This window comes from Desulfovulcanus sp. (assembly GCF_982781345.1).
Genome location: NZ_CEYAEZ010000042.1, coordinates 1 through 21,990 on the forward strand (window position 1 = coordinate 1; position 21,990 = coordinate 21,990).

Below are 21,990 nucleotides of genomic sequence, written 5' to 3' on the forward strand. Positions count from 1 at the left end.
TAGAACGCTCAACTCTTGGTTCAGGAACAATAGATAAAATCTTTAATATTTTATTATTGCTCATGATAGACCTCCTCAAAAATTTTGGAGGTCTTAACCTATTTTTTGCTCGAAAAAAGTCTAAAATTTCACAAAACTATCATATTCTTTCCTAAAAACTAAACAATAACTTTTTTGATGCGTTTGTCCTGTACAGGCACTTCTTTTATTGAGGGCATAACATTGAGTTTATAGATTTATCACATCATTTGGAGAATGAATAGTCCCTGGTCGCTTGGCATAGTGACATATCTACTGGCTTCGCCAATGTTCAATTACATAACCTGGCAGATTAATCCTTTTAAATAGTTAGTTTCATGCATGGCCGGATGCACAGGGTGGTCTGGTCCCTGATGACAAAACTGGATGATGCGTAAAAAACGGCCATTTTTTTGTGCTGCCTGCCGGATGACATTGATTAGCTCGTTTAAATTTAGGTGCTGGGAGCATGAGCAGGTCATTAGATAACCGCCTTTAGCTAGTAGCTTGATCCCCAAAGTGTTGACTTTTAGGTAAGCTTTAAGTCCATTTTTTTTGTCTTTTTTTCTCTTGATGAAAGCAGGGGGATCAATACTTATGGCCTGAAACTTTTCTTTGGATATGACCATTTCCTCCATTATGCTCAGTGCATCCGAACAAATAGTTTTTAGTTTATGGTCCACGCCGTTTAACAAACTGTTTTCGTAAGCAAAGTCCAAGGCTAGTTTTGAGCTGTCAATGGCTAGCACTTGTCTTGCTCCGGCCTTGGCTGCATAAATCGACATCGCTCCAACATAGGAAAACACGTCCAATACATTTTTATCTATACAAAATCTGGCGAATTTCTGCCTGTTTTCTCTCTGGTCATAAAACCAGCCGGTTTTTTGGCCTTTCATGAGAGGAAAAATAAATTTATGATCGTTTTCAATCACAAAACCTTGTTCGGGAACCTGGCCAGTAATTTTAACATGCCTATCCAGACCCTCTAAGGTCCGGGCAGAAAGGTCATTTTTCCAGACAATGTTTTTGGCCTGGGTCTGGTTAATCAATATTTTCTCTATCAAGTCTTTTCTTGTATCCATGCCCGCGGTGGTTAATTGAACGCTTAAGATGTCTTGAAACTGGTCGACAATAAGCCCAGGCAGGAAGTCGCTTTCAGCAAAGACCAGGCGAAAATACGGGGCAGAGAATATATCTTGACGCAAAGCCCTGGCCTCAACAATTCTTGAGGCTATAAGTTCTGGAATAGTATGTTTTGGATTTCTGGATAGGATGCGTACACTAATCAAGCTGTGCGGATTGATATAGCCTGAGGCAAGAAAATTACCGGTGTGAGTGAGAACATGGACTTCTTCGCCGGGTTGGAAATTTTTTAAGGATACTTTCTGAGTGTCAATCTCATTACTAAAGACCCAGAGGTGGCCTGCCTTTATTCTTCGATCTTCGTCTTTTTTTAGATAGATTTTTTTCACTGCTTTTTTGACCTACACGTAATTTTTACTGCTCTCCTAATCTTTTCTGTAAAAACTTTCTAGTGTGTCTTTATTGACAAAGTGAAACTTTTCACTTAGTCTTTTCCCGACTGAGCGCTCACTCAGTTTTTTCGAGGAGAAAGAGAAAGTATGCGAGGACAAACTGTTTCTTTAAAAACCAAGATTATGGACGTGGCTACTCGTTTATTTGCCCAAAAGGGCTTTCGTTATACGGCAATCTCTGAAATTGCCAAGGCCGCCGGGGCTGCTGAAGGGACTATTTTTCATCATTTTAAAAGCAAGGAAGGTTTGTTTTTGGAGGTCCTGAAAAGAGCTCAGGGAAGAATCATTCATAATGTTGACGAAAATGTTCATGGCCGAGAGTTTTCTTCAGGGCTGGAGATGGTGGAGGAGGTGGTCAAGGTTTATTTTTATATGACAGAAGGATTGCGAAGTGAGTTGGCTTTGCTTTACCGCAGCCATTCTTATGAGCTGGCAGTTGAAAATTCAGCCTGTCGTAAGAGTTTGGAGAGTATTTACAACTGTTTTTTGACCGCTTTGGTCGAGGGGATAGTTCTGGGGCAGAAAGATGGTTCTATCTCCAAGGATATTTTGCCAACCAAGACGGCTTTGATCATTCTGGCCATGCTAAATGGCCTTATTCGTTTCGATCTTGCTCATATTTTTCCGGTGGATTCTCTTTTTTATGATGTCTTAAAAACGTGTCGAAGAATTTTAAAGAATTATAACGTCGGTGAAGAATCAAGTCCTGCATTGGCGGGACAATAAATAGTAAACGGGGGGTATATGTTAGCGAAAATTTTTCCATTTCTTGCCTGGTTTAAAGATTACAACCTGGCCAAGTTCAGGCTTGATGCAGTGGCCGGGTTGACTGTGGCACTGGTTTTGATTCCGCAATCAATGGCCTATGCACAACTTGCTGGCTTACCTGCTTATTATGGCCTTTATGCCTCTTTTTTGCCACCTATGATTGCAGCCTTGTTTGGTTCCAGCCGACAGTTGGCGACCGGTCCTGTGGCTGTTGTTTCTTTGATGACTGCGGCCTCACTTGAGCCTTTAGCTACGGCCGGAAGCGAGGCCTTTATTGCTTACGCTATTATCCTGGCTTTTACCGTGGGTATCTTCCAGTTCATGCTGGGCGTGCTGCGCTTGGGCCTGGTGGTTAACTTTTTGTCTCACCCTGTGGTTAATGGTTTTACCAATGCGGCGGCCATTATTATTGCCTCTTCACAATTGTCCAAATTGTTTGGCGTGTATGTGGATAAGGCTGCCCATCACTATGAGACTATTTGGCGCGTGATACTGGCTGCTGTTGATTATACCCATTGGCCTACGCTTTTTATGGGGGCACTTGCTTTTGCCATTATGTATGGCCTTAAAAAAATTAATCCGCGTATTCCCAATGTATTGGTGGCCGTAGTTGTTACTACTTTGATTTCCTGGTTGACCGGATTTGAACATAACTATGTTGCCAACCTAAATGAGATTCACAGTCAAGAAGCTAAGGAAAATATCGCCAAGTTTAACCAGACCATAATGGCCATTGCTGACCTTGGTGAAAAAAGGGCAAACTTGAGTAATGAGTTGGATAAAGTAATCAAAGAGTATGGTAAAAATTCCATCGCGGCTATAGATATTAAGCACGATTTGCAAGTAATTGAAGTGAAAATGAATCGTCTCAAAGAGTTGGCGCATAGTTACCGGAGTAAACTAAGGGCTATGAAGTTTGCCGGTGTAGAAACTGAATCCGGCATGACTTTCTGGCCGAAAGATAATGTGCCGTCCGGCGTGGAAACAGATGGTCGTGTATGGCGGATCAAGGTTAAGAATAAAGTCCTGCAGACAGATAAGTTGCTTATGATGGGCGGCGGTGCTGTAGTAGGCAAGATTCCAGCTGGTCTTCCAACTTTGAGTATGCCCGATTTCAATTTGTCTATTATTTTAAAATTGTTGCCTTATGCTGCCATCATTTCTCTCCTGGGTTTTATGGAAGCCATTTCCATTGCCAAGGCAATGGCCGCAAAAACAGGACAAAGGCTTGATCCGAACCAGGAGTTGATAGGCCAAGGTTTAGCTAATATTGTAGGCTCTATTGGTAAAAGTTATCCGATTTCAGGTTCTTTTTCCCGCTCGGCTGTAAACTTGCAGGCTGGAGCAGTAACCGGGCTTTCCAGTGTATTTACCAGTTTGGCAGTGATTATCTGTCTGCTCTTTTTTACACCTCTCCTCTATCATTTGCCCCAGGCAGTACTTGCCGCGGTAATTATGATGGCCGTTATCGGCTTGATTAACGTGTCCGGATTTATCCATGCCTGGAAGGCCCAATGGTATGATGGAGCGATCTCCATTATTTCCTTTATCTGTACGTTGGCATTTGCTCCGCATCTGGATAAAGGAATCATGGTCGGAGTTATCCTCTCGCTGCTTGTATTCTTGTATAAGAGCATGCGTCCTACAGTGGCCAGACTGGCTATGCATGAAGACCTGGCCTTAAAAAATGCCGAGGCTTATAATTTGAAAGAATGCGGACATGTGGCTGCAATTCGTTTTGACGGGCCGTTATTCTTTGCCAATGCCAGTTATCTGGAAGACAAGGTTACGGAACTTATGCAAACCAGGCCTGAGCTAAAGCATATTCTGATTGTAGCCGATGGAATCAATGACATGGATGCCTCAGGCGAGGAAGCTCTATCCCTGCTGGTAGATAGAGTGCGTAGTGCAGGATGCGGTATTTCCTTTGCTGAGTTGAAAGAAAATGTTATTGCAGTCATGAAGCGAACGCATTTATGGGAAAAGATCGGTGAAGAAAATATCTATGGTCATCTGGAAGACGCCATTGAAGATATTTACTATAAAACACATACAGATAGAACTGGGGCAAGTATTTACGAGTGCCCGCTTTTATCTTATGTGCCTAAATAGAGAACTGACTAATTGGAGCAGAATGGTGTGGATGCAGATGCGCCGTAATGAGGCACGATTGTCGTTTTTGCATTCACACCTAGCTTTAACTCAATAAACTCTAAAAAGGAGTTCAGCATGTCATCTATAAGCATAACCTACGGCAACTTTGTGCATGCGGAAACTATAGCAGATAAAATTGCCCAAAAGTTAGAATATGAAATAATAGACGATAACGCACTGTTTCAGGCTGCAAGCAAGAAGTTTGATATGCCCGTTGACAAGATCCGTCGGGCGATTTTTTGCAAGCCATCGGTATTTAACAAATTTACCCACGAAAAAGAAAGATGCGTCGCCTTTTTAAAGTCTATTCTGGCTGAATACTTAGAGGTTGATAATAGGTTATATTTTGGTTGGGCTGGTCTTCTTGTCCCGAGTAAAATTACTCATGTGCTCAAGGTCTGTCTTATTGCTGATAAGAAATATCGTATTCAGCAGGCCATGAATAATGGGTTATCTGAAAAGGAAGCTATAAAGGGGATCAATGATTTTGATGAAGGGTGTATTAATTGGTCCGAGCATCTTTTTGATAAAGAACCATGGCACTCTTCTCTATACGATATAGTCTTGCCCACAGATAAAAAAACAATTGATGAGGCTGTGCAGATAGTTACTGAGTATGTGCAGAAAGATATTCTTAAGCCTACAGATAAATCTATAAAAGCAATTCAAGATTTTAAACTGGCAGCCCAGGTAGAGGTGGCTTTGGCCTCTGAGGGACATAATGTTACTGTGGATGCTGAAGATGGCGTGGTGCTCCTGACCATAGAAAAAAATGTGATCATGCTTTCTAAACTGGAGCAAGAACTCAAAGATATTGTTTCAAAGCTTCCCGGAGTTAAAGATGTCAAGACCAAGATAGGGCCAAATTTTTACCAGACAGATATTTACAGGAAATTTGATTTTGAGAGGCCATCAAAGGTTCTTTTGGTTGATGATGAGCGTGAATTTGTCCAGACATTGTCTGAGCGTTTGCTTATGCGTGATATGGGTTCCGCTGTTGTTTATGACGGTGAACAGGCTTTGAAATTTGTACAAGCTGAAGAGCCAGAGGTTATTGTTCTTGATTTGAAGATGCCCGGCATAAATGGTATTGAGGTCTTAAGGAGAATTAAAAAGACTCATCCCAATATTGAAGTTATTATTCTTACTGGGCACGGTTCAGAAAAGGATCGCCAAACTTGTATGGAACTGGGTGCTTTTGCATATTTACAAAAGCCAGTGGATATAGAACTTTTAACCGAAACAATGAAGAAAGCGTATGCAAAGATTAAGGAGCGTAAGGCATAGAGCGTAGTTGGTATGCAGCCGGCTCGTTTTCGTGGTGATAAATAAATGTTCTGGGACTTATTTAGGCCAGTCTTTTGGGATGCAACCGACCAGGATGGGGTAGGTAAGACACTGTTTAACTATCGCCGCATGTGGCTGATAGTGGTGGTGAGTATTGCCGGAGTGTCTATTCTGCCCCTCTTGATAATGACCTTCATGAATTTAAACCTTTATGAAAAAGGAATGAGGGCCGAGATAACCTACCCCTTAGTGCGTCTTGTTTCCAATACACGACGTAGCCTGACTTATTTTTTGGAAGAAAGAACCTCTGCCTTAACTTTTATTGTTCGGAATAATGATTTTAGTGAATTAAAAAATCAGGATCGACTGGCTAGAATTTTTTTGGACTTAAAAGAGACTTTTGGTGGCTTTGTGGATCTGGGTATAATAGATTCAAACGGAACTCAGAAGTCATATGTAGGGCCCTATGAGCTTAAAGGGCGCAATTATAAAGAGCAGGATTGGTTTAAAGAAGTTATTGTTCGTGGTATTTATATCAGCGACGTATTCAAAGGATTTCGACATATTCCCCACTTTGTTATAGCGGTAAAACATCTTTTGCCTGATGGTGATTTTTTTGTCTTGAGGGCTACCATTGATACTGAACGGTTTGCCAAACTAGTTTCTTCTATAGATTTGCGTCCTGAGAGTGATGCTTTCATTATCAATCACCAAGGGATATTACAAACCAGTTCAAGATACTATGGTGATGTGCTTTCAAAAATAGAGATGCTTCTACCTGATTGTCCCGAGCAAACTGAAATTTGTGAAGTTCAGGATAATAGCGGTCAGAAATTCATTGTGGGGTGTGCATATATTGCCCACTCTCCATTTATTTTAGTGCTTGTTCAAAAGCCTATTGTCCTCTTGCAAAGCTGGTGGAAGTTAAAAAGAGAGATGTTGGCTCTTTTGATATCAAGCATTGTTATTATTCTGGTGGTTATTTTGGGAGCGGCAACAATGCTTATCAGTCGTATTTATATAGCCGACATGAACAGGTTGGCTACCTTGCATAATGCCGAACATGCCAATAAAATGGCCTCCATTGGGCGTTTGGCCGCAGGTGTGGCCCATGAAATAAATAATCCACTGGCCATTATAAATGAACGGGCAGGCCTTATTAAAGATTTATTTACATATACTGATAAATATGCCCAAGATGAAAGGTTATTGACACTAGTCGATTCTATTATCGCTCAGGTGGACAGATGCAGAGCTATTACCCACCGATTATTAGGTTTTGCCAGGCATATTGATGTTCAGAAAGAAGAAATAGATTTACCTAAACTCGTGCATGAGGTATTGGGTTTTTTGGAAAAAGAGGCAGAGTATCGGGATATTCAGATTGATGTCCAGGTAGATGAAGATTTTCCAACCATAATAAGTGATCGGGGCCAACTTCAACAGATTTTTTTGAATATCATTAATAATGCCTTCGCAGCTGTGGACGATGGAGGACATATTCAGATTGAAATGAAGAAATTGGATGAAAACAGGGTGCGTATTTCGATTGCTGATGATGGTTGTGGTATTCCGCCGGAAAATTTAAAGAGGATCTTCGAGCCATTTTTTTCCACCAAGAAAAAGAAAGGAGGGACAGGGCTTGGCCTGTCTATAACATATGGATTAGTCAAAAAGCTTGGCGGAGAAATTGAGGTACAAAGTCAGGTGGGCAAAGGGAGTAAATTCACCATAATCCTGCCTGTTGGTCGAGCTTAGGATTTTAAATACTTAGGGGGTGGTTAAAGTTTTGCGTATTTTACTAGTAGATGATGAAAAGGACCTAGTTTCAACCCTGGCCGAAAGACTATCTTTTCGGGGGATAGAAGCAGATTGGGCTACAAATGCACAGGATGCTCTCAAGCTGGTTCGGGAGAATGATTACGATCTGGCAGTACTAGATGTAAAAATGCCCAAGGTAGGCGGATTTGATCTTATGGAAATGATTAAAAAGATTAAGCCAGAGATGAAATTCAGTTTTTTGACCGGTCATGGTTCGGAAGATGCGTTTAAAAAAGGTTGTTCCAAGGGAGCCTGTTTTTACTTAGTCAAACCAGTGCAGCTTGATGAGTTTATTTCTAAATTGAAAGAAATTGTCGAAGAATAAAATTTTTTGAATCTGAGGTTGTTATGGATGAAATTAATTGGTCAATTCTAGAGGGGCAGGGACTAAAGTTTTTTGGTCGGGTCGGCGCTAGTATCTCCCATGAGATAAAAAACTGTTTGGCTGTCATAAATGAGCAAAATGGATTGCTTGAGGATTTTCTTTATCTTGCACAGCAAGGGCGGCATTTAGATATAGAGAGGATAAAAGGTATTGTAGCTTCAATTGCCCAACAGGTTGAGCGGGTAAATACCATTGCCCGGCGATTGAACAAATTTGCTCATTCTGTAGATGAAACCTGGGTCCAGGTTGATTTGAGAGAAATAGTTACTTTGGTTGTTGATTTGGCTCAGCGTATGGCCGCGGTTAAAGGCTTTCAGCTTATAGCTTCAAACTTAGAGCCGGTTAATGTTTCGACCCAGCCTTTTATACTTATGGACCTTATATTTTCTTGTATTGATCAAATTATGGAAGGCAGGGAAAAGGGGTTACAAATCTCTTTAAGTTGTGTTAAACAAAAAAAACTGCCAACAGTAATTATTTCTGAGCCTGTGGAAGTAAATGAGTTTTTAAAAGTCTTGGCCTCGACCATAGAAGCGCATATTTCAGTTGAGCAACAAACTAAAATTTCAATTAATAAAATTAGCTAGGAGATTTAGTTATGAGCCATGAAAAAGTTTTATTAGTTGATGACGAACAGGAATTTTTATCAGCTTTATCAGAGAGGATGAAAAATAGGGGGCTAGAAGTAGCCACGGCTACTTCCGGTAAAGAGGCATTGGAGAAGATTGGGCAGGAGAGCTATGATGCCGTAATTCTGGATATGCTTATGCCAGATATGGACGGCTTGGAAACATTGAAAAGTATCAAAGCTACTAATCCTGAACTGCAAATTATCCTTTTAACCGGGCATGCCACTGTGAAAAGCGGGATTGAGGCCATGAAGCTGGGTGCTTTAGACTTTATCGAAAAACCTGCAGATATTAAAGAGTTGATGGAGAAAATCAAGGAAGCCAAGTCCAAAAAAATGCTTTTGATTGAAAAAAAGAATACAGAGAAACTGAAAGAAATACTTATGGAAAAAGGTTGGTAACTTAACCAAGGTCCTTAACGAGTTATAAATCAATTTCCTCGTACAGTTAGAGCTATTGCCAAATTTTTTTTGAATAAATTTTGACCGTAGTACGCGATGATATCAAAAGAAGTTAAAAAGCTCCAATTAACAAGAGCTATTGTGTGCCTGTTTTATAAGGATTTGCTTAATAAATTGGACCTTTAGAAAAATATTTCCAAACCGACCGGGCTATTTGTGAGCCTATTTGTGACGGATAGAAATTGTGGGCAGAAGCGTTTATTTGATTTGGTACTTAAACATTTCAAAGAATGTTATATCCAAAAGAAATATTTAGAAATTGGGACGAGCGGGGGTTAGAGTATATTTTTTAACCCTACTATAAAATTAAGTCTCAAGTCCCATAAAGATTTTATCCCAAAATTGCCAGGAACAGCCCTAGTTTTTCTCGATTTACTGAAGAAAAGATTTTGTTTCGTCTAAGAAAGATAGAGACTTTTCTCCGGTGATTTTATCACTCCTGCATGTGATAGCCTTCTAGTCCTTTTTGTTCTGAGCTAGTAATATCTAATCGTATCTACTCTTTGACGAGAAGATCAAAGACTTGCCTTTATATTTCCTTCCTTCAAAACCGATCCAGTAAATTCGAAGAGAATAAGTAAGCAAATGTTTATATTGATTGTATAAGACGTATATATTTTTCTTCACATCATTGTTCTTCATCAAAGAGAATTATCCAAACAGTAAAACAAATCAGGGAAATGTATCACAAAGTGCTTGTATAAAAAAATCTAGTTTAGATTTTATAAAAAATATTGACACTAAAGTTGTATATGGCTTATAGTATATTTAAAATAGATTTTATGTAGTACTATATAAACAAAATTCTTAAATACTAAGAGGCATTTGTTTTGGTTAAAAAAATTTTCTTTATATGTGTTATGAAATTAATGGTTGAATCAGGGCATTTGTTAAATTGCTTTGAATATGGTGTTTAGATTAAGATTAATGGAACAAGCGAATTGTTAAATTAATCACAATTAAAATTGAGCCGAAAGTAGGGTGTATTTGGGTAAATGTGCCAAAAATCACATTTATATAGGGGTGTTTGGTAAATAAACTTTATAAACAAAGTTGATACTAAAGTGAATAAGGTCTGTGGTACGTTAAAAATAGAATTCCCTGGGACCCGCATGGCATAAATAAAAGCTGTTTATTTTTTTGCAAGGAGTTTTTTTGAAAAAAAGTATTGTAAAATCAATGTGTTAAAGCGGTCGATTTGTCTTTATCTTTTGAGGGGAGGCGGTGGGTTCGTGTTTGGTATAAAATTTTTGATAAAAAAATCACAAAAGTTGGTCTTAGGGACTTGAAAGTTTTGAGCAATGACTGTATCAAGTTCACAAATTCACAAGCTGTTAAGGTGATAAAGCTTAGAAATTAACAATTAAGGAGGTTTTGTTATGTCAAAACTCGTTCCCCCTCATGGTGGAAAAGGCTTGGTAATTCGTTTGCTTGAAGGAGCCGAGAGAGAAGAAGAATTGAAAAAGGCTCAGGGTTTAAAGCAGGTTCCTATTACCAGTCGTGAAAGAGGCGACTTGATTATGATCGGTACTGGTGGTTTTAGTCCTCTGGATGGTTTTATGACCAGGGCCGATTGGAAAGGAGTTTGCGAAAATTTTCTTTTAGCCGATGGTACATTTTGGCCAGTCCCTGTAACTATGTCCGTGACGAAAGAAGATGCTGCCGAGATCAAGGAAGGTGATGAAATTGCCCTGTACGATCCAAAAGGCGATGAAATCATGGCCACAATGAAGGTCACAGAAAAGTGGGAAAAGACAGAGGAAGACAAAAAGTGGGAATGTGAGTTGGTTTACAAGGGACAAGGTGAAGATAGCGCAGATGATAAATTCTGGGAAGTAGCTTTGGAAGACCATCCTGGTGTAAAAATGGTTATGGCCGAGAAGGAAGTCTGTCTTGCCGGTCCTGTGAACGTGCTCAGCGAGGGCGAGTTCCCAACCAAGTATAAAGGCATTTACATGCGGCCTGCTGAAGCCAGAGCTGAATTTGAAAAGCGTGGATGGAAAACCGTCGGTGCATTGCAACTCAGGAACCCAATGCACAGATCTCATGAATTTTTGGCCAAGATCGCTATTGAAGTCCTTGACGGTGTATTTATCCATTCCTTGATTGGTAGCTTAAAGCCTGGTGATATTCCTGCAGAAGTACGCGTTAAATGTATTGATACATTGATTGAGCACTATTTTGTGAAAGAAAATGTCGTCCAGGGCGGTTATCCTCTGGATATGCGCTATGCTGGTCCTCGGGAAGCTCTGTTGCATGCTACATTCCGTCAAAACTACGGAGTTTCTCATATGATTATTGGTCGTGACCATGCTGGTGTTGGCGATTTTTACGGTCTGTTTGAAGCTCAAGAAATCTTTGATCGCATCCCATACGCTAACGAAGCCTGTCCTGAGCCTGGCAAAGCCCTAATTTGTCAGCCTTTGAAAATTGACTGGACCTTCTACTGCTACAAGTGTGATGGCATGGCTTCTCTTAGAACCTGTCCGCATAGCAAGGAAGATCGCGTTATCCTGAGCGGTACCAAATTGCGGAAGGCTCTTTCAGAAGGTCAACCTATTCCTGATCACTTTGGTCGCGAAGAAGTTCTGGCTATCTTGCGTGAATACTATGAAAATCTGACAGAGAAGGTTGAGATTAAAATGCAGAAAGCAGCCTCTGGCGACGCAATGTAGTTTTTTTTGGCGGCCAAGAGCTTACTCTTTTGACCCGAGTTTGTTTTGCGATAAAATTCACTTTCTCCTTGACAAGCGAAAGAGCATCTTGTTAATGTTTTCACAAGCAAGCTAATCTGATGAGCAAGGGAATCCCCTTTGCCGTTTTTAGCATTTAAGTGGCATTGGTTTGTGGTTTAGTTAATCTAAAAACCTTATTAATTTAGGAGGAACATTATGCCAACCTTTGTTAATCCAGCCAAGTGTGACGGCTGTAAGGGTGGAGAAAAGACTGCATGTATGTACATCTGCCCTAACGACCTGATGATCCTCGATCCTGAGGAAATGAAGGCTTACAACCAGGAGCCAGATGCATGCTGGGAATGTTATTCTTGTGTAAAGATTTGTCCTCAGGGCGCTATTGAGGCTCGTCCTTATGCTGACTTCGCACCTATGGGCGGAACCAGTATTCCTATGCGTAGTGCTTCAGATATTATGTGGACCATTCAGTTCCGTAATGGCAACATCAAGCGCTTCAAGTTCCCCATCAGAACTACTGATGAAGGTTCAATCAAGCCTTATGATGGCAAGCCAGAACCAGGTGATCTGGACAATGAATTGCTGTTCACTGAGACTGAATTAAAGACTCCTAAGGAAGTGTTGGGTAAAAAGTTTGAAGTGAAAAATGCTGACCTTGTTGAAACCTGGGTTGATCCTACCAAACAATAAAATAGGTAGTTCTAAGCATTAACTGTAAAAACAAAATTTAAGGAGGATATTATGCCCCGTATTCCTGCTAAGGCTGAGCCTTTAGGGTTGCCTTTGGCTGAACCCGAAATAGTAGAAATGGATACCGATATCTTGATTGTCGGTGGTGGTATGGGCGCCTGTGGTGCTGCCTTTGAGGCCAAGAGATGGGCAGACAAGTATGGTGTTAAGATTCTCTTGGTTGATAAGGCCGCTTTAGAGCGTTCTGGCGCTGTTGCCCAGGGTTTGTCTGCTATTAATACTTATCTTGGTGAAAATGATCCTGATGATTATGTCCGCATGGTCCGTACAGACCTGATGGGTTTGGTTCGTGAGGACTTGATCTTTGATCTTGGCCGTCACGTTGATGATTCAGTTCATCTTTTTGAAGAATGGGGCCTGCCTTTGTGGGTACAAACCGAGGACGGCAAACGTTTAGACGGTGCACAAGCCAAGAAGAAAGGTTTGGCTGTGCGCAATGGCGCAAAGCCAGTACGCTCTGGCCGTTGGCAGATCATGATCAATGGTGAGTCTTATAAGTGTATCGTTGCTGAAGCAGCTAAGAACGCTCTTGGTGAAGAAAATTACATGGAGCGTATTTTTGTTGTTAAGCTGCTCCTGGATGCCAATGAACCCAATCGTATCGCAGGTGCTGTTGGTTTCTCTACTCGTGAGAATAAAGTTTACGTCTTCCGTTGTAATGCCTTGCTGTGTGCCTGTGGTGGAGCTGTTAATGTTTACCGCCCAAGGTCAACCGGTGAAGGTATGGGCCGTGCATGGTATCCTGTTTGGAACGCTGGTTCCACTTATACCATGTGTGCTCAGGTTGGCGCCGAAATGACCATGATGGAAAACAGGTTCGTACCTGCTCGTTTCAAAGATGGTTACGGTCCTGTTGGTGCATGGTTCTTGCTCTTCAAAGCTAAAGCCACCAATGCCAAGGGTGAAGACTACTGCGTGACCAACCGCGAGATGCTTAAGTCTTATGAAGAAAAAGGTTATGCACATGGCCCAATTATTCCTACCTGCCTGCGTAACCACATGATGCTCAAGGAAATGAAAGAAGGTCGCGGTCCTATCTTCATGGATACTGCCACTGCTCTGCAGACTACCTTCAAAGAACTCAGCAAGAAAGAGCAGAAGCATCTTGAAGCTGAAGCTTGGGAAGATTTCCTTGACATGTGTGTTGGTCAAGCCAACTTGTGGGCATGTATGAATATCGAGCCTGAAAAGGTTGGTTCCGAGATCATGCCTACAGAGCCTTATCTCTTGGGTTCACATTCCGGTTGCTGCGGTATCTGGGTTTCTGGTCCAGACGAAGACTGGGTACCTGAAGAGTACAAGATCAAAGCTGATAACGGTAAAGTTTACAACCGCATGACAACAGTTAACGGCCTGTTCACCTGTGCTGACGGTGTTGGTGCTTCTGGTCATAAGTTCTCCTCAGGTTCTCACGCTGAAGGTCGTATTGCTGGTAAGCAAATGGTTCGCTGGGTTGTTGACCATAAGGACTTCAAGCCAACATTGAAGGAATCCCCTGAAGAGTTGGCCAAGATGGTTTACAAACCTTGGTACACCTATCAAGAGAACAAGGACATCACCACTGCTCCTGATATCAACCCCAAATATATCACTCCACGTAACTTCATGATGCGTCTCATCAAGGCCACTGACGAGTATGGTGGTGGTGTTGCAACTTACTACAACACTTCTCAGACCTTACTCGAGCATTGTGAAAAGCTTTTAGATATGCTTGAAGAAGATTCCGCAAAGATTTGTGCTCGTGACCTGCATGAACTTCTCAGAGCTTGGGAAAACTACCATCGCTTATGGACTGTTCGCTTGCACGTACTGCATATTAAGTTCCGTAAGGAAACAAGGTATCCTGGCTTCTACTATCGCACTGACTACCTCGAGCTCAATGATGAAGAATGGAAATGTTTCACTAACTCACAATTCAATCCTGAGACAGGTGAGACCAAGTTCTTTAAGAAACCCTATATTCAGATTATTCCTGATCCAATGCATCCATAAGGTTGCATTACAGGCTGCGGGCCATAGGCCCGCAGCCATTTTTATTATAAATGGTCTAAGCCTGAGCTTTATTTTTTTTAGTGGGTAAGGTATGAGAAATTCCTGCTAAACAAAGGAGTTTGGGCTAAGGCCATTTTGTACCTAATATTTAGGCAATAAATAGGGAGGATTAACATGTCTAATAGTAGCAGTATACTTGTTATAGGTGGCGGCTTTAGTGGGATTACAGCCGCGCTTGAGGCTGCAGAAGTAGGTTATGAGGTATTTATTGTTGAAAAACAACCGTATCTTGGGGGAAGAGTTGCACAATTAAAGCACTATTTTCCAAAATTGTGTCCTCCCACTTGTGGGCTCGAGATTAATTTTCAAAGGATCAAGAAAAATCCCAAGGTCAAATTTTTTACTTTAGCTGAGGTGACTTCAATCAAAGGCCAGCCCGGAAATTTTGAAGTTACCATTAAGCTCAAACCCAGATACGTGAACAATAATTGCACAGCTTGCGATAAATGCGTGGAAGCCTGTCCTGTTGAAAGAGATTGTGACTTTGATTTTGGTTTGGGCAAGAGCAAGGCTATTTATAGGCCGCATATGATGTCCATGCCCATGCGTTATGTAATTGACGATAAAGTTTGTACCGGAAGTTCGTGTGCCAAATGTGTCAGCGCATGCGAATACAACGCCATTGATCTTGAAGAGAAGGAAAAAGAAATTACTCTAAACGTAGGGTCAATTATCTGTGCCACTGGCTGGGTACCATACGATGTGACCAAGCTTGATAATTTGGGTGCCGGCCAAATTAAGAATGCCATTACAAATATGCAGATGGAACGACTGGCCGCCCCTAACGGTCCTACCCAGGGAAAGATTTTAAGGCCATCTGATGGAAAGGAACCCCAGAGGATAGCCTTTGTACAATGTGCTGGATCAAGGGATCAGAACCACCTCAATTATTGTTCATATATTTGTTGCATGGCCTCCTTAAAACAATGTACATACATTCGAGAACAATACCCAGATGCAGAAATTGTTATCTATTATATCGACCTCAGAGCTCCAGGCCGCTATGAAAAGTTTTTAAAGAAGATACAAGAAGACGATAAAATTAAAATGGTTAAAGGTAAGGTGGCGAAGTTAGAAGAAGATGCAAGCGGAGATGTAATCGTAACAGCTGAAGATATTTTGGCTGGACTGAAACAAGAAGAGAAATACGATATGGTAGTGTTGGCAACGGGAATGCAACCCTCCATTGCAGTTGAGGGACTGTCCATAGACGTGACTAAAGATGATCAAGGGTTCATCATTGGCGGGGATGAAAATGGTATTTTTGCCGCTGGTTGCGCTAAAATGCCATTGGATGTTGTGACATCCGCTGAAACTGCCACTGGTGCGGCCTTAAAAGCTATTCAAACTTTGGTGAGGAGGTAAGACTAATGGCAGATAAAAAGATAGGAGTTTATATCTGCACTGGGTGTGAAATCGGTAAGAATCTCAACCTAGAGCAGCTTACTGAATATATAGATGATGAAGCTTGTCCTGCTTTGATAAAAACCTTGCCTTTTTTGTGCGGCAAGGAAGGCGTGGCAGAAATTCAGAAAGATATTCAGGAAGATGGCATAAACGCAGTTTGTGTAGCTGCCTGCTCACCCAGAATAATGTGGGATGTCTTTGATTTTGGCCCGGATGTTTTTGTAGAACGGGCCAATATTCGCGAGCTGGCCGTGTGGTCTTATAATGAACCTGATTTACCGCCTCTGGAAGAGACCGAGCTGGATGCTGATCCCCTGACCATGATGGCTCAGGACTACATCAGAATGGCAGTGTCCAAGCTGGAAAAGATAGAAAAGCCTGAGCCGGAGATGCCTGAAATTAACAAGACTATTTTGGTCGTTGGAGGTGGTTTTACTGGTCTTAATGCAGCTTTAAATGCAGCCAATACTGGTTATGATGTCGTACTGGTGGAAAAGGAAGAAAAGCTGGGTGGTTTTGCCGCACAGTTGTATAAACAATTACCCTCTAACTATCCTTATACGGATGCTGAAGAGCCAACCATAAACGACCTTATTGCTCAGGTAGAAAATCACGATAAAATAAAAGTTTTAACCAGTGCAAATATTGAGTCTATTTCTGGTGCGCCAGGCCTTTATGAAGCAAAAGTCAAAACTGGCGAAGATGAGCAGGAGCTTAAAATTGGGGCCGTGGTCTTGGCTACAGGCTGGAAGCCTTATGATGCCAGCAAACTTGAGCCCCTGGGCTATGGAAAATTTAAAAATGTAGTCACCAATGTAGAATTTGAAAAGATGGCCAAAGAGGGCAATCTGACTAAGCCTTCTGATGGCCAGAAGGTTGAGAGTGTGGCCTTTATTCAATGTGCTGGTCAGAGAGATCCAGAGCATCTGCCCTACTGTTCATCTGTTTGCTGTATGGTATCTCTGAAACAGGCCAAGTATGTGCGCGAAAAGGATGACAATGCCAAGGCCTATATTTTTTATAAAGATATGCGTACCCCTGGCGTATACGAGAACTATTACAAAGCAGCACAGGATGATCCAGGTATATTCTTGACCAAATCTGAGGTTGAAGAGATTGTTGAAGACAGTGACGGCAAGATCGTGATTAGGGTTAAAGATACTCTCCTGGGTGAAAGCCTGGAAGTGAAAGTGGATCTACTTGTTTTGGCTACAGGTATGGTTCCAACAACTGCTGAGGAGGCAAAACTAGAACTTGAGTACCTGGAAAAAAAGAGCCAGGGGGGATCCGAAGACGAAAAGAAAGAAGAAGGTCAGGAAGAAGGAGACGATCCACTCTTTGGCAAACTGGTAGAGACCTCTTGCTTGAAACTTCAGTACAGGCAGGGCCCAACATTTCCTGAATTAATGCTTTTTGACGGTTTTGCTGATTCCAACTATATTTGCTTCCCTTATGAAACCAGGAGAACAGGTATTTATGCAGCTGGATGTGTAAGGCAGCCTATGAATTTAAATGCGGCCAAAGAGGATGCTACTGGAGCAGCCTTAAAAGCCATCCAGTGTATTGAGTCTGCCAACAGAGGGGTCGCTGTCCATCCTCGCTCAGGGGATATGTCTTATCCCAAGTTTAACTTTGTTCGTTGTACTCAGTGTAAGAGATGTACAGAAGAATGTCCTTTTGGCGCATTGGATGATGATGAAAAAGGAACTCCCAAGCCAAATCCTACTCGTTGTCGCCGCTGCGGAACCTGTATGGGAGCATGTCCCGAAAGAGTTATATCCTTCGATAATTACAGCGTAACTATTGTCAATGATATGATTCAATCTATTGAAGTTCCTGAAGACGAGGAAGAAGGCGGCTACAGGATTTTGGTACTTGTATGCGAAAACGATGCTTATCCTGCCCTTGATATGGCTGCCATGCGCGGGAAAAAATGGTCTGCTTATGTGCGTTTTATACCTGTGCGCTGTCTTGGGTCAGTAAACACTCAGTGGGTTGCTGAGGCAATGTCCAAGGGTCTAGATGGTGTTCTGCTTATGGGTTGTAAGTTTGGAGATGATTATCAGTGTCACTTTGTTAAAGGTAGTGAGCTATGTAACAGAAGAATGGAGAACATAGCTGAAACACTTGAGAAATTGCAGGTAGAGCCTGAGCGTGTGAAACAGGTACAGGTGGCCATAGATGAGTATGACAAGATACCTCAAATTATAGATGAGTTTGTGGAAGAAGTCGAAAGTTATGGACCAAACCCATTCAAGGGCTTCTAGGAGGATATAAATGGCAAGATTACAAATTGACCCGGATGTTCAATTTATTAAGGATTTGCAGGCCGCAGGGGGAGAATCCCTCAAAAAATGTTATCAATGTGCAACATGTAGCGTGGTCTGCCCGTTGTCACCAGAAGAAGGCCCTTTCCCGCGTAAGGAAATGATTTGGGCCCAATGGGGACTTAAGGATAAGCTGGTTAACGATATTGATATTTGGCTGTGCCATAATTGTGGGGAATGTTCAGACCTTTGCCCCAGAGGTGCCAGCCCGGGAGATGTACTGGCGGCCTTGAGAAATATGGCATATAGATCTTTGGCCAAACCAGCTATAATAGGAAAGTGGATGAGTTCCTCCAAGTATTTGCCCATACTTTTTGCCATTCCAGCTTTAATTTACTTTATCATCTGGGGCTTCACAACTGGTCTTAGTATCCCCGAAGGCACTATTGAATATGCCAAGGTCTTCCCTGGAGATTATACTATTGATCCTATTTTTGGTCTGGCAGCTCTTTTTGTCTTTTTTACTTTTGCTTCAGCCGTTGGTAATTTGTTTAAGTCTTTTAAAGAGTCAGGCTTAACTCCAGGAGAAGATGCTCCCAGTTTTTGGAAGGCCTTGATTGATGTTGTTAAAGAAGAAATTGTTACCCATAAAAAGTTTCAGGAATGCGCTTCAAATAAAGACCGGTACAAAGGGCATCTATACATATTCTATGGTTTTGTAGCCTTGTTCATTGTTACCTCAGTTGTGGCTGTTGGACACTGGGGAGGGCTGCTCATTGGACACCAATTGCACACTCCGCTTTCATTGTTGAATCCTGTTAAGATTTTAGCCAACATTGGTGCCATAGCTTTGGTTGTTGGACTTATTTCGATTACACGTATGCGTCTAAATGCTGATCCTTCAAAGTCTGTGACATCTTATTATGATTGGTATTTGATTGGTGTTATCTGGGCTATTGCAATTACAGGTATTTTAAGTGAGATATTACGTTTGGCTAATGTGCCAGGTTTGGCTTACCCAGTCTATTATCTCCATCTTATCTCTGTATTTATGATGATTGCATATTTGCCATGGTCTAAACTTGCTCACTTGGTCTACAGGACTGTTGCTCTTGCGTATGCCCGTCAGGTTGGTAGAAAAGGTTTGGGTGAATAAAACAGAATTGAGTTATTTGTTAAAAAAAGCCCCGCTTATGCGGGGCTTTTTTTGTTTTAAACAAAAAAATATTGTTAAAAAGCGATTTTTTTGAATTTTCATCAATAAATAAAAGAACAATGAAAACAAAATTCAAAAAAAAGTACAAAATAAGCAATTTAATATTGAAAAAAAATATTTTTTTATATATGCAAAAAAATAATCGGCTTTTTTAGTCAACTTTTTTAGGAAGATAACAGAGTCTGTGGCCGAATTTTACTGAGAGGACAATTTTTCATAATTTTTTTTCAATCCTGATTTCTAATCTGGTAGTTAAAATGGGGTTTGGCCACAGACTCGACAGTAAAATTTTAATTTAGTTTTTGGTCAATCAGAAGTGTAACCATCAACAAATCTAAGGAGGTTTGGATGAAGAGGCGTTTGTTTTGGATAGGACTGGGTGTAGTTTTCACGTTAATCCTTGGTCTTAATGGTGCATGGGCTAAAAGTATAAAGATCGGTCTTATGTGTCCTTTGACAGGATCATGGGCTAGTGAAGGCCAGGATATGAAAAAAATTGTCGAGCTACTCGCGGAAGATATTAATGCACAAGGAGGCCTTTTGGGGGCTGACGTGGAGATTGTGGTTGAGGATGACGGCGGTGATCCTAGAACTGCTGCCTTGGCAGCACAAAGGCTAGCAACTCAGGATATCGTGGGTGTCATTGGGACCTATGGCTCATCGGTTACAGAGGCATCTCAAAATATTTTTGATGAATTTAAGATTATACAGATTGCCAATGGCTCAACTGCAATCAGGCTGACCGAAAAAGGCCTGAAATATTTCTTTCGTACATGTCCTAGGGATGATGAGCAGGGGCGTGTGGCAGTAAAAAACCTTGAGAAGATGGGCTTTAAGCGCATTGCTATCTTGCATGACAATACAACATATTCCAAGGGGCTAGCTGATGAAGCGAAAAGTCTGCTTGAGGAAAAAGGTTTAAAAATCGTCTTTTATGATGCCCTTACCCCTGGAGAAAGAGACTATAGCGCTATTTTGACCAAGTTAAAAGCAGCTAAACCAGAAGTGGTTTTTTTCACAGGCTATTATCCTGAAGCCGGATTGCTTCTGAGGCAGAAAAAAGAAATGAACTGGAATGTACCATTTATTGGCGGTGATGCAACTAATAATCCCGATCTGGTCAAGATTGCCGGGAAAGATGCGGCCGAGGGATTCTATTTCTTAAGCCCTCCAGTTCCTCAAGACTTGGATTCTAAGGAAGCCAAGGAGTTCTTAGCTGCTTACGTCAAGAAGTATGGAAGCGCACCTGGATCAGTCTGGGCAGTACTTTCTGGCGACGCATTCCTAGCCATTGCCGAGGCTATTAAAGGTACTAAATCAACCGATCCTGATCGACTGGCTGATTATTTGCACAATGAACTCAAGGATATGCCCGGTTTGACCGGAAAAATTTCTTTTAATGCCAAGGGAGACCGGGTAGGAGATTTGTATCGTCTCTACCGTGTAGATGCCGACGGGAAGTTTGTACTTCAACCGTAATCAACTATAAAAGGGCGCTAAATAAAGTTGGGTTAGCGCCCTTTTTTTGTGTTTAATTTATTCCGTAAATTAAATTTAAAATAGGTGGGAAAATGGAGCTATTTTTTCAGCAGCTGACAAATGGACTGGCCATTGGCGGGATATATGCTTTGATCGCCTTAGGTTATACTATGGTCTATGGAGTAATGAAGCTGATCAACTTTGCTCATGGTGATCTGTTTACTATTGGGGCTTATCTGGGATTGACTCTGCTTACTTCACTTGGCCTAAGTAATTACTTGGGACCAGTCACAGGGATCCTGGTGTTGGTTGTGATGATTATGGTCCTTGTGGGAATAGTTGGCGTATTATTAGAAAGGGTTGCTTATAGACCGCTTAGGCAAGCTGATCGACTGTCTGCTGTTGTTTCCGCTCTTGGCGCATCTATATTTTTTGCCAATGCCCTTATGCTTATCTATGGAGCGAGGTTCAGGGTTTATCCACACAATATACTACCTAAGGTCTCGGTAAATATTATGGGCTTGGATATTCCCTTGATCAGGATCTTAATGCTGGTAGCCTCGTTGGTTTTAATGGCAGGGCTTTACTTTTTTGTTCAAAAGACCAAAACCGGGACAGCTATCCGCGCTGCAGCCATTGATCAGGGAGCTGCCAAACTCATGGGTATCGATGTCAACAAGATTATTTCCATTGTCTTTTTTATCGGACCGGCTCTTGGTGGAGCAGGTGGTGTAATGGTTGGTATGTATTATGGACAAATAAATTTCACTATGGGCTGGGTATACGGCTTAAAGGCCTTTATTGCCGCTGTTCTCGGGGGAATTGGTAATATTCCCGGAGCGATGCTCGGAGGACTTCTTCTTGGAGTCATTGAAGCTTTAGGTGCAGCCTATATATCCATAGCTTGGAAAGACGCGATTGCTTTTTTTGTTTTAATTGTAATTTTAATTGTCAGACCAACCGGAATATTGGGAGAAAGGGTGGCAGATAAAGTATGATGAATAAACAAATAATAATAAACTCAATTGTTATTGTTCTTCTGGCATTGTGTCCCCTATTTTGAACACA

General features: G+C 41.5%; 16 protein-coding genes. 15 read left to right on the plus strand and 1 reads right to left on the minus strand.

From position 1 onward, the window contains the following. Positions 1-314: 314 nt before the first annotated feature. The gene (locus tag AC3WVG_RS07670) at positions 315-1,490 is read right to left on the minus strand and encodes a class I SAM-dependent rRNA methyltransferase (RefSeq protein WP_488797562.1); all 1,176 of its coding nucleotides are present in this window, start codon (positions 1,488-1,490) and stop codon (positions 315-317) included. Between the two features lie 150 nt (positions 1,491-1,640). Here AC3WVG_RS07670 and AC3WVG_RS07675 point away from each other — a divergent pair, with 150 nt between their 5' ends. The 15 genes from AC3WVG_RS07675 to AC3WVG_RS07745 all read left to right on the plus strand — a co-directional run bounded on the left by AC3WVG_RS07675 (position 1,641) and on the right by AC3WVG_RS07745 (position 21,920). Further along, complete coding sequence (locus AC3WVG_RS07675; protein ID WP_488797563.1) at positions 1,641-2,279, plus strand: TetR/AcrR family transcriptional regulator; 639 nt, start codon at positions 1,641-1,643, stop codon at positions 2,277-2,279. Between the two features lie 18 nt (positions 2,280-2,297). Then, a complete protein-coding gene (locus AC3WVG_RS07680) occupies positions 2,298-4,433 on the plus strand; it encodes a SulP family inorganic anion transporter (protein ID WP_488797564.1) in 2,136 nt (711 codons plus the stop codon). Between the two features lie 117 nt (positions 4,434-4,550). Beyond that, positions 4,551-5,762 carry a cytidylate kinase-like family protein gene (locus AC3WVG_RS07685; RefSeq protein WP_488797565.1) on the plus strand — a complete coding sequence of 404 codons (1,212 nt, stop codon included), beginning with the start codon at positions 4,551-4,553 and terminating at the stop codon, positions 5,760-5,762. A gap of 45 nt (positions 5,763-5,807) precedes the next feature. Beyond that, positions 5,808-7,520 carry a sensor histidine kinase gene (locus AC3WVG_RS07690; RefSeq protein ID WP_488797566.1) on the plus strand — a complete coding sequence of 571 codons (1,713 nt, stop codon included), beginning with the start codon at positions 5,808-5,810 and terminating at the stop codon, positions 7,518-7,520. A 31-nt stretch (positions 7,521-7,551) separates the two neighbouring features. Further along, on the plus strand, positions 7,552-7,908 hold the full coding sequence (locus AC3WVG_RS07695) for a response regulator (protein WP_252379933.1): 357 nt from the start codon (positions 7,552-7,554) through the stop codon (positions 7,906-7,908). Positions 7,909-7,931: 23 nt separating this feature from the next. Continuing rightward, positions 7,932-8,555 (plus strand): sensor histidine kinase, encoded by a 624-nt coding sequence (locus AC3WVG_RS07700; RefSeq protein ID WP_488797567.1) that lies wholly within the window; start codon positions 7,932-7,934, stop codon positions 8,553-8,555. 11 nt (positions 8,556-8,566) lie between these two features. Continuing rightward, positions 8,567-8,998, plus strand: a complete 432-nt coding sequence (locus AC3WVG_RS07705; protein WP_252379931.1) for a response regulator — start codon at positions 8,567-8,569, stop codon at positions 8,996-8,998. Between the two features lie 1,439 nt (positions 8,999-10,437). Next, positions 10,438-11,733: a sulfate adenylyltransferase gene (sat, locus tag AC3WVG_RS07710; protein WP_488797568.1), complete on the plus strand. Its 1,296-nt coding sequence runs from the start codon at positions 10,438-10,440 to the stop codon at positions 11,731-11,733. Between the two features lie 216 nt (positions 11,734-11,949). After that, the gene (aprB, locus tag AC3WVG_RS07715) at positions 11,950-12,441 is read left to right on the plus strand and encodes an adenylyl-sulfate reductase subunit beta (RefSeq protein ID WP_488797569.1); all 492 of its coding nucleotides are present in this window, start codon (positions 11,950-11,952) and stop codon (positions 12,439-12,441) included. A 51-nt stretch (positions 12,442-12,492) separates the two neighbouring features. Further along, a complete protein-coding gene (aprA, locus tag AC3WVG_RS07720; protein ID WP_488797570.1) occupies positions 12,493-14,493 on the plus strand; it encodes an adenylyl-sulfate reductase subunit alpha in 2,001 nt (666 codons plus the stop codon). Positions 14,494-14,667: 174 nt separating this feature from the next. Next, positions 14,668-15,918 (plus strand): FAD-dependent oxidoreductase, encoded by a 1,251-nt coding sequence (locus tag AC3WVG_RS07725; protein WP_488797571.1) that lies wholly within the window; start codon positions 14,668-14,670, stop codon positions 15,916-15,918. 5 nt (positions 15,919-15,923) lie between these two features. After that, entirely contained in the window at positions 15,924-18,227 is a 2,304-nt protein-coding gene (locus AC3WVG_RS07730) for an FAD-dependent oxidoreductase (RefSeq protein ID WP_488797572.1), read from the plus strand. A 10-nt stretch (positions 18,228-18,237) separates the two neighbouring features. Beyond that, positions 18,238-19,383, plus strand: a complete 1,146-nt coding sequence (gene qmoC, locus AC3WVG_RS07735; RefSeq protein WP_488797573.1) for a quinone-interacting membrane-bound oxidoreductase complex subunit QmoC — start codon at positions 18,238-18,240, stop codon at positions 19,381-19,383. Between the two features lie 408 nt (positions 19,384-19,791). After that, positions 19,792-20,922 carry a branched-chain amino acid ABC transporter substrate-binding protein gene (locus AC3WVG_RS07740; RefSeq protein WP_488797574.1) on the plus strand — a complete coding sequence of 377 codons (1,131 nt, stop codon included), beginning with the start codon at positions 19,792-19,794 and terminating at the stop codon, positions 20,920-20,922. Positions 20,923-21,014: 92 nt separating this feature from the next. Then, positions 21,015-21,920 carry a branched-chain amino acid ABC transporter permease gene (locus tag AC3WVG_RS07745; RefSeq protein ID WP_488797575.1) on the plus strand — a complete coding sequence of 302 codons (906 nt, stop codon included), beginning with the start codon at positions 21,015-21,017 and terminating at the stop codon, positions 21,918-21,920. The last annotated feature ends 70 nt before the right edge of the window (positions 21,921-21,990 follow it).